A 12394-nucleotide genomic window follows, 5' to 3' on the forward strand; every position below is an offset into this window, starting at 1 on the left:
GAATTTCACGCTAAAGCCATGGAAAAAACGAACAACGCGATAGTCAAGGTTCCCGAAGTCACACTAGCGTTCTGGATCATCAAGATCGCCGCAACCACGCTCGGCGAAACGGGCGGAGATGCCGTCTCGATGTCGATGAACCTGGGTTATCTGATCGGCACGATCATCTTCGCCGCGATATTTCTCGTAGCGGTCGTTGCACAAATGAAAGCGGAGCGCTTCAGCCCCGCGCTGTACTGGGTCACGATCATCGCGACCACGACGGTCGGCACGACACTCGCGGATTTTGTCGATCGATCGCTCGGCATCGGATATGCGGGCGGCAGCACGCTGCTCGTGTTCCTGCTGCTCGCCTCGCTCTTCATCTGGTACCGCACGATGGGTTCGGTATCCGTTACGACAGTGTCGTCGAGCAAGGCCGAAGTGTTCTACTGGGTCACGATCATGTTCTCGCAGACGCTCGGCACCGCGCTGGGTGACTGGACGGCCGACACGGCAGGCGTCGGCTATTCCGGTGCCGCGCTGATCTTCGGCGGATTGCTGCTCGTGCTCGTCATCGCCTATTACGCAACGGAGATTCCGCGGACGCTGCTCTTCTGGGCCGCGTTCATCCTGACCCGGCCGCTCGGCGCCGTGGTCGGCGACTTCCTCGACAAGCCGATCGCCAACGGCGGTCTTGCAATGAGCCGGTATAACGCGTCGATTGCGCTCGTGCTGTTCATTCTGGTCTGCGGGTCGGTGTTCAGGCAGCGGCCCGCTGAGGCATCGCACTAGCGGCCAATCCATCGCGCGACGCGACGTTCATCACGCCGCGCGGCGTGTAACGCGTTATCGCAGCCGATGGCCGATGCGATTCATTCGGCAAACAGATCCGGCCCGAACACCTCGTAGTGAATCTTCGATTCGTGGATGTCCATGCTCTTCAGCTTGTCGTGCTGCATGCGCATGAACGGAATGGGCCCGCAGATGTAGTAATCGGCGTCGGGTAGCATGACCTCGCTCGCAATCCGGTCGAGCTCGATGAAGCCGGAATGGTCGTAGTCCTGTCCCTCCACGTCGGCGGGCAGCGGCGAATCGTAGAAGATGATCGCGCGGAAGTTCGAATGCGTCGCGGCCGTCTGCTTGAGCTTGTCACGCATCGCGTGGACGGCGCTGTTGCGCGCGCCGTGCACGAACACGACCCGGCGCCCCGGGTCCTGGATCGCGCGCTTGAGCATGCTGATCATCGGCGTGAGGCCGACGCCGCCGCTGATCAGCACGATCGGCGTCTTCGCATCGACGTCGATATGAAAGCTGCCGTAGGGCGCCGCGAGTTGCAGTTCGTCGCCGACCTTCACCTGTTCGTGCAGCAGCGACGACACGTAGCCCTCGCGCCGTTGCGCGTCACCCGCTTCGCGCTTGACGGTGATCCGGTACGTCCTGCCGTTGGGCATATCGGACAGGCTGTACTGGCGAATCTGCTGCAGGCCCAGCGCGGGCACGCGCACCGCGACGCTCGTGTACTGGCCCGGCTCGAAGTTGACGACAGGCTTGCCGTCCGTGGGCTCGAGCACGAATGACGTGATGACGCTGCTTTCAGGGCGCTTCTCCTTCACGACGAACGTGCGCCAGCCCGTCCAGCCGCCCAGCTGCGCGGCTGTCTCTTCGCGCAGTTCGCTTTCCATTCCCATCAGCACATCCGCGAGATTGCCGTAGGCCTGCGCCCACGCCGAAACGATCTCGTCGGTGGCCGCGTCGCCGAGCACGTCCTTGATCGCGCCGAGCAGATGCTCGCCGACGATCGGATAGTGCTCGGCACGCACATCGAGGCTCGCGTGCTTGTTCGCAATGTTCCTCAGCACGGCCGACAGGCTGCCCGGGTCTTCGATATTTTCCGCATACGCATAGACGGCGCGCGCGAGCGCCTGCTGCTGTTGCCCCTGCTCCTGATGCGCCATGTTGAACACGTTCTCCAACTCGGGATGCGCGTCGAACAGCCTCCTATAGAAGCGCTGGATGATCGGGTAGCCATGTTCGGCGAGCACGGGAGCCGTCGCCTTGACAATGTCCTTCGTCCGCTGTGTGAGCATCGTTCCCTCCATCTGTGGTGGTCACATTGCATCGCGGGTTCGCCGCATACGGGATGCCGCGCCCGCGCTGGTCCTGCTGCGTTCCCGATGATCGAAACAGGCTGACGTGGGCCGATTTTCCATCGCCACACGCATCGGCCGCCTATCAAGTTTTCAATTAAGCGCCCGCCAACAAAGCCGCGGCACTACGTTGCTGCCTCTCGCGCTCGTGACGAGCCGGACTCACGGCTCATTTTCGAAAATGACAATCATGAAATTGAAAGATCTGCCCGTGCGAACGGGTTTTATCACAGTGCTCGCGCTGTTCGGGACGCTGGTTCTGGCGACCGCGTTGTTCGGTATCTATTCTCTGACGAGGACCAATGCGTTGTCCGAGCAGATCAATACCCTCAACGCCGAAACCGTCCACCTCAAGGATGTATATATCAACAATCTGAAGACCCGTCGCGCATTGAGCCGGGCCTACATCGCGCTCTCTGCGAATCCCGCGGACAAGGATACCGCCGTCGCGGCGGCGCAAGGCTACTACGACGTGGCGAAGAAGGCTTTCAGCGCCTTCGGGGCTGCTGCAATATCCCGTCTATGGCGGCATCATGAAGAGCACCGGGCTCGCTTCGATGATCGCGAAATCGTTCGTGACGATCGCCTCGCCTGCGATGCTGCCGATGTGGAGTTTTCTGAGCTCGCTGATCATCACGCTGCTGGTGCCGAGCGCGGGTGGTCACTGGGCCGTGCAGGGGCCGTTCGTGCTGCCTGCGGCGATGAGCCTGCATGCGTCGGTGTCGCGCACCGCGATGGGCGTCGCGATGGCGGAGAACGTCTCGAACATGCTGCAGCCGTTCTGGGCCGTGCCGATCGTCGCGATTGCCGGTATCCGGATTCAGCGCGTGATGGGCTATACGGCCGTCACGTTTGCTGTCTCGCTCGTGATCTATGCGGTTGCGCTGTGGCTCGTGCTGTAAGCCTTCCAACGTCCAGATGACGACCGTTCGCGGCGCGCGTCTGATTCGCTAAAAGCGCGTCGATACCCCGATGCGCGCGAGCGTCTGCGAACGGTTGCTTGCTGCGGCGCCCGGTTGCAGCAGTGCGTTGATCCATGCCTGTGTCACCGCGTTGTCGCCGCTCGCCCGCTGATAGATCGCCTGCCCATAGACGAACGTGCGCTTCGACAGGTGATACTGGAGCGCGCCGCTGATCTGATGCGCGCGATTGTGATCGAGCGTCTCGTTGCCGTGCATGAACGTGTAGTCGAGACCCGCCGACCACGGCCCGCCGATCTCCCACTGCGCGCCCGTCTTGTACACGTCGATCTGCGCGCCCGTCGCCGTGTTCTTCGTGTTCGTGTACAGCAGCATCCCGAGCACGCTGCCGAACTGATAGTGCGCGCCGAAGCCGAAGTTGCGGATACCGTCGTGGCCGTTGCGGAGCTGCGGATACTTGACCTCGACATACGCGGCCCCCAAGCCGAGCGGACCGTTCGCGTAGTTGAGGCCGAAGCTCATCGTCGAATCCGCCGAGAACGAGCCCGGCACGCCGCCGAATCCATACAACGCGCCGAACCGCAATCCGGAGATGACGGGGCTGCGGTACTTGACCGAGTTCGGCACGCGCGTCGCGCCCGCCATCCGGTCGAAATCGAATGAGCCCGTGGGGTTGTTCGGCACGCCGAGCGCCGTGAACGGCCCTTGCCGGAAGTCGTAAATGCCACCCGCAAGAAACGCGCCGTCGAAGAGCCCGAGCGTCAGCGAATCGAACATGAAGTCGTACTGGCTGCCGAACGTCAACGTGCCGAAGCGATCGTTCGACAGGCCGACGAATGCAGTGCGATTGAAGAGCTGATTTGCGCCCGGAATCGTCGAGCCGTTGCCGAGATCGAATTGCGACGTCAGCTCGAACACCGCCTTGTTGCCGCCGCCGAGGTCTTCGGCGCCCTTGAAGGTCAACAGGTTCGGCGCGTACACACCGCTGTCGAACAGCGTCACCGCGCCGCCGTGCTGGTTGTTCACGTAGGTGACGCCCGCGTCGATCATGCCCGTCAGCGTCACGCTGCTTTGCGCCGACGCGGCCGCCGGAGATGACAAAGCGATCGCGCCGACCCATAGCGAAATTTTTATTTGTTTCATCCGACTTTCTCCGGTGTCTTGCGATGCCCTGCGATGCCCCGCGTTGCCCTGGTAACTGGCGGCATAGCGTGCCAGAGCCGGAGCATTACCGCCGACGAGGGTCCCGATTCGACGTCGATCGCGAGACGGGTGCGGCGTTAGTTGTCGCCGTCGCCTTCCTGGCGAAAGGTCGGCGCGGAACTTGATGGCGAGAGCGATATCGCGTTGATCACACGACAGCCGAAAGCTCGATGAATGCATCCGTGCGACTCGCCGGCGAAATCGCTACGAAAGGGGCAAACTAGGAATGGCCATCCCGCAAGAAAGAGGAGTTCCTCATGCCCGCTCATTCGCCCAGCCTGAACGAGCGCGTCGCCCTCGTCACAGGCGGCTCGCGCGGAATCGGACGCGCCATTTCGATCGCGCTTGCCTCAGCTGGGGCCGCCGTCGCCGTCAACTACCGGCAACGTGAAAACGAAGCCGCTGACGTCGTCGCGGAAATCGAGCGCGCCGGAGGCCGCGCGATCGCGGTACGCGCCGACGTATCGGTCGCGGATGAAGTCAAAGCGATGATTCAGGAAGTGGAAAGCCGCCTCGGCGCCGTCGATGTGCTCGTGAACAACGCGGGCACCGCGACGATCGTCGACATCGACGCTCTCACAGAAGCGGAATTCGATCGAACGCTCGCCGTCAATCTGAAGTCGGCGTTTCTCTGCACGCAAGCCGTGTTGCACGGCATGCGGGCGAAACGCTGGGGCCGCATCGTCAACCTGTCGTCGGCTGCCGCGCGCGGCGCGGGCCTGATCGGCATTCACTACAACACGTCGAAAGCCGGCCTCGAAGGCCTCACGCGCGGCTATGCGGCACGCCTCGCGCGCGAAGGGATCACCGTCAACGCCGTTGCGCCAGGACCCATCGACACCGAAATGGCCGGGCCGCTCAAGGCGTCCAATGTCGCGGAGCGGCTGCCCGTCGGGCGCCTCGGCGAAGCGAGCGAGGTCGCGGATGTCGTGCTCATGCTCGTCGGCAACGCGTTCGTCACGGGCCAAACGATTCCTGTCAACGGCGGGATAAGTTTCATATAGCCGCTTCGCATCGTCACTTCGTATTGCCGCTACGTATAACCGTCGTGGCCGCAACGCTCGCGCGCAAGTGCTGATGCGCGAGCGGGCGTCGCGCCCACTTTCGTGCAGCAATGTGCTTACGCCTTTCTCTCGCACGCGCTTGCAGCAGGATAGGGTTCCTGCAGAGCGATGGAGCCCGTCTCCAGCAGCGACTTGAGATTGGAAATGACCTTCGGCCATCCGCCGGACACCGCGTCGATGAGCTTCGACGCTTCGCGCTCGATCGTGTGCGTGATCGAGAGCTTGACGGCCGATCCGCTGGGTTCCAGTTCCATCGTGCACAGCGACGCGCCTTCGGCTTTCAGCTCGGGCTTGTTCTCGTGTTGCCAGCGGATCACGAGACGCCGAGGCGGCTCGGCCTCGACGATCTCGCCGGCATCGAAGAGCTGCCCCTCGCTGGACACCAGCTTCCACGCCGATCCCGCCTTCCACTCGCTTTCGCAGTGCATGCCGAACCAGTACTGCTTCATGAACTCCGCATCGGTCAGCGCCGACCACAGCTTTTCCGGCGTGGTGCGGATGTAGGTCACGTAGACAAAGGTCGATCTAGTCATTGCCTTTCTCCAGACGTCGCTTCAGTTTCGAAAGCGCCTTGAGGCGCGGCTTCTCAAACTTGGCAATCCAGCGCTCGTAGATTTCCTGTAGCGGCACCGGATTGAGGAAGTGCAGCTTTTCGCGCCCGCGCCGCACGGTGGCGACCAGGTTCGCCGCCTCCAGCAAATCCAGATGCTGCGTGACGCCCTGCCGCGTCATGTCCATGTGCTCGCACAAGTCGTTGAGCGTGCGGCCGTCGTGCGCGTGCAGCAAGTCCAGCAGCTTGCGCCGGCTGGGATCGGCGAGGGCTTTGAACAGCAGGTTGTCATCCGGGCGCTCGGCCATGAACGGCGATATGCAAGTGATCTCTTGCATGAATATTAGGCAAGCGATTGCTTGCATGTCAAGCGGTCATTTGCGATTGGCAGTCCGCGTGCGAAACGTCAACGAACAGACGTGCGAGTCTCGCCACAATTTCCCGCACACTGCTCCCCGTCGAAAAGCATTCGGCCACGCCAAGAGATTTCAGCGCGCTCTCGCAGATGGGGTCCATGTTTCCGCCCATCACAACGGCAATGTCGAGTCCCTGCGTCCGCAGTTCCTCAATCAGGGCCGTGGCAAGCTCGACGTGCGAGCCGGACAGGCAGGACAGTCCGATGACATCCACGTCGTTCAGCTTCACATGCTCGCAAACGTCGGCTGCTGTCGCGAACAACTCGCCCAATGTGACTTCAAAGCCCGCATCCATCAATGCACTCGCGACAACCTGAGCGCCGCGGTCGTGTCCATCCTGACCGAGCTTGGCGATCAGGATTCGCGGAGGGCGGCCACGTGCTGCCGTTGCGCGCGAGACTGCATCGCAAGCGTCTTGCCAGCCTGGGTCATCCGAAAGCGTGTCCCGATACGTTCCGCGCGTGGCTTGCAGATTGACGGAATATCGCGGCCATACCGCTTCCAGCGCCTGCGTGCATTCGCCGACGGTTGCGCGCGCCCGCATGCATTCGATCGTCAGTTCAAGCAGATTGCCCTCGCCGTCCCGCGTCGCCCTTGTGAGCGCGTCGAGCGTCTCGCGAACACGTTGTGCGTCGCGCGTCGATTGCACGTGCGTAATCCGCAGCGCCTGCTGTCGTCGAATTTCTCTTGCGTCCAGCGCTCGACACGCAACGTGTTCGTCTTCGTCGTCCGGCACGACGAAACAATTGACGCCCACGATCGCACGCTGACCGCCTTCGATCTCCGCCTGAACGGCCAGCGCCGATTCGCGTATCTGCTCGCTGATCCAGCCCGAACGTATCGTCTCGACGATGCCGCCACGCGCATCGACCTCAGCGAGCAACGCGCGCGCACGGCTCACGATGTCGGCTGTCAGCGCTTCCATCGTGTACGATCCCGCCCACGGGTCGACGACGTCGCCAACGCCCGTCTCGTGCTGAAGCACCAGTTGCGTATCGCGCGCAAGACGCGCCGACGACGCGGACGGCAACGCCAGCGCCTCGTCATACGCATTGGTGTGCAGCGACTGCGTGCCGCCGAAGATCGCGGCGAGCGCTTCGACGGTCGTCCGCACGATGTTGTTCATCGGCTTTTGTGCAGTCAGCGACCAGCCCGATGTCTGACAGTGCATGCGCAGCGCGCGTGCCCTGTTCGAAGTCGCGCCGCGTTGCATCGCGATCTGCGACCACAGAAGCCGCGCGGCTCTCAGCTTGGCGACTTCGACATAGAAATCCATGCCGACACCGAAGAAAAAACTCATGCGCTCGCACACATCGTCTGCCGGCATGCCGCGCCCGACGAGCGCATCGACGTAGGTGCGGGCATTGGCCATCGTCAGCGCGAGTTCGAGCACGGGGTCCGCGCCCGCTTCCTGAAAGTGATAGCCGGACACCGACAACGCATTGAAGCGCGGCACGGCGCCCGCAAGATACGCGACGACATCGGCGGCAATACGCAACGAAGGTTCCGGCGCGAAGATGCAGGTGTTGCGCACCATGAACTCTTTCAGAATGTCGTTCTGAATCGTGCCTCTCAGTTGCGATGGCTGCACGCCGGTCTCCTCCGCCGCGACGATGAACGCGCCGAGCACGGGCAAAACCGCGCCGTTCATCGTCATCGACACGGACACCTTGTCGAGCGCGATGCCGTCGAACAGGCGCTTCATGTCCTCGACGGTATCGATCGCGACACCCGTCATGCCGACATCGGCGCTCACGCGCGGGTCGTTCGAATCGTAGCCGCGCTGCGTCGGCAGATCGAATGCTATCGACAAACCCTGCGCCCCCTCGGCCAATGCGGTGCGAAACGCGAGGTTCGAATCGGCGGCCTGCGCATAGCCCGCGTACTGTCGTATCGTCCACGGCTTTTCGGTGTACATCGACGCAAACGGTCCGCGCACAAAAGGCGCTTCGCCCGGCATGCTGTCGAGGTGCGCGACGCCTTCGATATCCGCACGCGAATAGACGGACTTGAGTGAAACAGCGCGACGACGGCGCGAACGCAACGTGCTCATCGGCGCCTCCAGTGCTTTTCCGTCGCCACGTCGGCGATCTTCATTCCGTCGCCCTTTCGCCGTACTTGTGTCCAGTGCCTGACACCGCGTTCGTCTTCGGATTCGCCAACTACGTGCACGCTCAACGTGTCGCCCACATCGACGTTGCCGTAATAGAACAGCGAGCGGCTTGCGAGCACAGGCGGTTCGTCGAAACGGTGACGCTGCCATTCCGCGCGATCGACGAACGCCTGGAAGCTCGCGAAATACAGAAAGTCGGCGCCATTGAAATCGGTGTTGGGGCAAGGCAGAAATTCAACGGGCTCGGCGTTCGAAGGCCCAAGGTCCGGCATTGCGGCGTGATCGGCGCAGCGAAACCGCTTGCTCATTTGCACCATCTGAAGCGCCTGGTCAGGCATTGAAACCACTTCGCCGGACAACGCCGCCAGCGTCGAACGTGCGACGGATCGATTGCTGCGCGCCTTGCCGCGCGTGACGAACGCCGATGCCATCGCGATCTCAGCGACGGGCGCATCGCCACGCACGATGCGATGCGTGCTGAAATGGCGCACTGCTCCCGTTCTGCACAACGCGGTGCAAATGTCGAACGTGTCGTTTTCGGCTATCGAATCGAGGCCGCGCGTCTGCAATCGGATCGCGGTGAATGCGGCGTACGAACGGTCGCCGTTGTCGTCGTGAAAGTCGATGCTCTCGCGGCTCGCGTGAGCTGCGAGCGCTTCCCAATGCCGGTGCCCGCATTCCTTGAGCAACCAGTTCTCCGACAGGCCCGTATAGCTCAGTTGCGGCATGCCCGCGCAATAGCGGTGGTTCATGCTCACGCCGCAAGACTCGCCGACGTCGTTTCGATCGCCGAGCGAATCGTGCCGACGACATGCGCCGCATCGCGCGCAACACCCGAGAAGCGCCCCGATCCCCATGTATGCAGCCACGGCAGCCCGATGAAGTACAGGCCCGCTTGCGGCGTGACGCCGCGCACATGCGCGGGATAGCCGCGTCCGTTGAAGACGGGCGCATCGATCCAGCTGAAGTCGGGCGTAAAGCCGATGCACCAGATGATCGACGTAATGCCGCTTTCCGCGAGATCGAGCGACGTGCGTTCCCCTTCAGGCCGCCATACGGGTTCATACGATTGGCCGCGAGGCGCGTCGATTCCGTGCTTGTCGATAAATGCGTCGATGCTCGCGTTGATGCGGTTGTACGTATCGTCGGCGCTATCCAGATTTGCGATCAGGTTGGGCGCGAATTGCAGGCGGCCGTCGCGCAGATCGTCGAGCCGGCCATACAGTTCCATGCCGTCGAGCGCGAAGCGCCGCAGATCGATATCGCGCCCGCCGTCCCGGCCCGTGACGTAGTGATTCGTGTTGTCGCGCACGCCTTCGCGCAGCGGATGCTGCTCGACGGGCATGTCGTAGTAGCGCATATCCGCGAGCCAGTCGACGACATCGCGGCCTCGATAGAAGCGCGCGCAACGCGGCGCTTCGCCCACTGCGAGAAACACTTGGCGACCCGCCAGATGCAGGTCTTCCGCGATCTGCGCGCCCGACTGCCCCGAGCCCACGACGAGCACCGCGCCATCCGGCAGTGCCTGCGGATTGCGGTAATGCGACGACTGCAACTGCACGATGCCTGCGGGCAAGCGCTCGGCCATGCGCGGCACGATCGGCGTGTGATAACCGCCCGACGCGACGACCACGTGATCGGCCGTGAACTCGCCGTTCGTCGTCGACAGCGCGTAACGGCCATCCGCTCGACGCTTCATCCGCCTGACCTCGGTATGCTCGAGCACGGGTGCATCGACCATGGTGATGAAGCCGTCCAGATACGCGATGATCTCGTCCTTCTTCATGAAGCCGTGCGGATCGTCGCCGCGATACGGATGGCCGGGCAGCGAGCATTGCCAGTTCGGCGTGACGAGACAGAACGCGTCCCAGCGCTGCGAGCGCCACGTGTGCGTCACCGTATGCTTCTCGATGACGAGATGATCGATGCCCGCTTCTTTCAGGTAATAGCTGATCGACAGTCCCGCCTGCCCGCCGCCCACGACGATAACCGTACGGTGCGGGACTTCGTTCGATGCATCGGGAGCGATGGTGTTTGCATTCGACATGATTCTTTCCTGCTTTCGATCTGACATGCGGGGCGGACCGATTGCATCGGCGCCCTGCATCGGGGTTCACAAGAGTTCGACGATCTTCACTTCGGCCTGCGGGTCCGTGACGAAGCGCCGTGCCTGCTCTTCGATCTGCGCGAGCTGATCCATCGCCGCCGAGCACGCGAAACCATACTTCTCGCGCACGCGTTCGGAGCCGAAATGCAGCGCCTCACGCGCTCTTTCGACGAAATCGCCGAGCGCATAGTACTGCCCGGCGACGAAGAACTCGCGTATCACCGTCGAAGGCGAATAGCAGTTGGCCTCGGTGCCGTCCGGCCACTGGACCTTGAAGTGCATGACTGGCATTACGTGTCCTTTGGGTGAGAGATGCGGCGCACAACGCGCACTGGCGTGCGGCTCATGTTTTCGCTTCCACGGGCGCGCCGATAAATGGGCTGTCGTGGAAGCTCCACAACAGCGCCGACTCGTGCCGCTGAGTGAGCACCACTTCGCGCGACGCATCGACGTTGCCTATCGTTGCGCACGCGAGGCCGCGCTGCACGAAGCGCGCGCGTACGTCATCGACATGTTCGTCGCGCACGGCAAGCACGAAGCCATAACTCGGAAACGCACTGAGCCAGCGTTCGAAATCGACGCCTTGAGGCCGGGGAATCGCGTCGAGATCGATGCGCGCGCCGACGCCCGAGCATTCGAGCAGCATCAGCGACGTGCCGAGCACGCCCGCCATGCTGATGTCTTTCGCCGCGTCGCAAAGGCCGCTTTCCGCGAGCAGCGGCAGCAGTTCGAGATCGTCGCGCAGACGTTGCGCGGGCGCGCCCACGGACGCATTCCAGAACGGATAAGGGTCCTCGAAACGGCCTCGCAGATCGACGGCCATCACGAGGCTGTCGCCGGGACGCGCATTGAAGCTCGACAGCAACGCTCGCGCGCGGCCGACGATCGACACCGCAAGCTGCGGCTGCGCGCTGCGCGCATTGCTATGTCCGCCGACGACGGGCACGCCATACGCATTCGATGCCGCCGCGATGCCAGCGAGAATCTGCGCGGCCGAATCGAGCCCGTCGCTCCACAACGCATCGACGACGGCGAGCGGGCGGCCGCCCATCGCATACACGTCGCTGACGTTGACCATCACGCTGCTGTAGCCCGCGAACCACGGCATCGATTGAACGAAATCGCTGACCAGCCCTTCGATCGCGAACAGAAGGTAGCCGTCGCCATCGGCAAGCGCCGCGCAGTCGTCGCCCACCGCGACGGCTTGCGCGAGATCGCGCGTGCCGCGCGGCAGACGCGAAGCCAGCGACGCGACCACGCCCGCAATATCCGTCTTGTGACGAAAGCCGCGGCTTTCGCGTAGACGTTCGACGAGAGCATGCAGACTCATGAGCGGCCTCGCGACGAAGTGACGAACCCGCTCTCCGGCGTGAAGCACGGCGGGTAATGCGCAAGGTCGGCCTCCATCAGATGATGAGACCGGCCGAACAGCGTCTCTTCCGCGACCGTCTGCCAATGCAGCCGCCGGAACAGCGGCACGTTCTGGCTCTGCACATGCGCAAGAAACGTATCGCACCCAAGCGCGTGCGCACTGCTGACGGCAAGGCGGATCAGCGTCGAACCGAGCTTGCCGTGCGCACGAAACGCCGCATGCACGGCAAGACGCGAGCCGAGCCACGTGCGCGGCTGCGTCTCGTGAATCCGCACCGTGCCGACCACCTGTTCGGGCACGCCCGCAATACAGCTCAGCGCGACGAGCAGCTTCGCATGGCGGTCGATCTCGTCACGATCGTCGCCGACGAAAATGCCCTGTTCGACGCAGAACACCGCGCGCCGCAGCGCATACGCTTCGTTGCTTTCCCACGGCAGCGTCGCCCACTTCACGCGGTACTCGGCGGGCGTGAACGCGAGCGGCAATGCGTCGAGCTGATCGAATGTCTCGCAGAACATGG

At 63.0% G+C, this 12394-nt stretch carries 12 protein-coding genes and 2 pseudogenes; 4 read left to right on the forward strand and 10 right to left on the reverse strand.

Annotation, left to right across the window (positions count from 1 at the left end; genetic code table 11):
• Window positions 1-18 precede the first annotated feature (18 nt).
• Window positions 19-774 (forward strand): COG4705 family protein, encoded by a 756-nt coding sequence (locus GCT13_RS23050; RefSeq protein WP_152761972.1) that lies wholly within the window; start codon window positions 19-21, stop codon window positions 772-774.
• An 80-nt stretch (window positions 775-854) separates the two neighbouring features.
• On the opposite strand, the gene hmpA is transcribed toward GCT13_RS23050, so the two are convergent.
• Entirely contained in the window at window positions 855-2069 is a 1215-nt protein-coding gene (gene hmpA / locus GCT13_RS23055) for an NO-inducible flavohemoprotein (RefSeq protein WP_152761974.1), read from the reverse strand.
• 250 nt (window positions 2070-2319) lie between these two features.
• Between hmpA and GCT13_RS23060 the strand changes: the two are divergent.
• Window positions 2320-2577 (forward strand): annotated as a pseudogene (locus GCT13_RS23060) (Tar ligand binding domain-containing protein); the annotation flags it as partial.
• A 52-nt stretch (window positions 2578-2629) separates the two neighbouring features.
• Window positions 2630-3031: pseudogene (locus tag GCT13_RS23065) on the forward strand (TIGR00366 family protein); the annotation flags it as partial.
• Window positions 3032-3079: 48 nt separating this feature from the next.
• Here the strand turns inward: GCT13_RS23065 and GCT13_RS23070 are convergent.
• Window positions 3080-4192 (reverse strand): porin, encoded by a 1113-nt coding sequence (locus GCT13_RS23070; RefSeq protein ID WP_152761976.1) that lies wholly within the window; start codon window positions 4190-4192, stop codon window positions 3080-3082.
• Between the two features lie 317 nt (window positions 4193-4509).
• Here GCT13_RS23070 and GCT13_RS23075 point away from each other — a divergent pair, with 317 nt between their 5' ends.
• Window positions 4510-5256, forward strand: a complete 747-nt coding sequence (locus GCT13_RS23075) for an SDR family NAD(P)-dependent oxidoreductase (protein WP_152761978.1) — start codon at window positions 4510-4512, stop codon at window positions 5254-5256.
• A 116-nt stretch (window positions 5257-5372) separates the two neighbouring features.
• On the opposite strand, the gene GCT13_RS23080 is transcribed toward GCT13_RS23075, so the two are convergent.
• From GCT13_RS23080 to GCT13_RS23115, 8 genes are all read right to left on the reverse strand, one after another.
• The gene (locus GCT13_RS23080) at window positions 5373-5849 is read right to left on the reverse strand and encodes an SRPBCC family protein (protein ID WP_152761980.1); all 477 of its coding nucleotides are present in this window, start codon (window positions 5847-5849) and stop codon (window positions 5373-5375) included.
• Entirely contained in the window at window positions 5842-6174 is a 333-nt protein-coding gene (locus tag GCT13_RS23085) for an ArsR/SmtB family transcription factor (protein ID WP_087732560.1), read from the reverse strand. The genes GCT13_RS23080 and GCT13_RS23085 overlap by 8 nt, the downstream gene beginning before the upstream one ends.
• A 58-nt stretch (window positions 6175-6232) precedes the next feature.
• Entirely contained in the window at window positions 6233-8335 is a 2103-nt protein-coding gene (scpA, locus tag GCT13_RS23090; RefSeq protein ID WP_152761982.1) for a methylmalonyl-CoA mutase, read from the reverse strand.
• On the reverse strand, window positions 8332-9147 hold the full coding sequence (locus GCT13_RS23095) for a Pnap_2097 family protein (protein WP_152761984.1): 816 nt from the start codon (window positions 9145-9147) through the stop codon (window positions 8332-8334). The genes scpA and GCT13_RS23095 overlap by 4 nt, the downstream gene beginning before the upstream one ends.
• Window positions 9148-9149: 2 nt before the next feature.
• Window positions 9150-10442, reverse strand: a complete 1293-nt coding sequence (locus GCT13_RS23100; RefSeq protein ID WP_152761986.1) for an MSMEG_0569 family flavin-dependent oxidoreductase — start codon at window positions 10440-10442, stop codon at window positions 9150-9152.
• 66 nt (window positions 10443-10508) lie between these two features.
• Complete coding sequence (locus GCT13_RS23105) at window positions 10509-10793, reverse strand: MSMEG_0570 family nitrogen starvation response protein (protein ID WP_152761988.1); 285 nt, start codon at window positions 10791-10793, stop codon at window positions 10509-10511.
• A 52-nt stretch (window positions 10794-10845) separates the two neighbouring features.
• Window positions 10846-11832: a sll0787 family AIR synthase-like protein gene (locus GCT13_RS23110; RefSeq protein ID WP_152761990.1), complete on the reverse strand. Its 987-nt coding sequence runs from the start codon at window positions 11830-11832 to the stop codon at window positions 10846-10848.
• A complete protein-coding gene (locus GCT13_RS23115) occupies window positions 11829-12392 on the reverse strand; it encodes an MSMEG_0567/Sll0786 family nitrogen starvation N-acetyltransferase (RefSeq protein ID WP_152761992.1) in 564 nt (187 codons plus the stop codon). Before GCT13_RS23115 ends, GCT13_RS23110 begins: the two co-directional genes overlap by 4 nt.
• Window positions 12393-12394: the final 2 nt, after the last annotated feature.

The sequence above is a fragment of the Paraburkholderia franconis genome, from assembly GCF_009362735.1.
In the GTDB taxonomy this organism is placed as follows: Bacteria; Pseudomonadota; Gammaproteobacteria; order Burkholderiales; family Burkholderiaceae; genus Paraburkholderia; species Paraburkholderia franconis.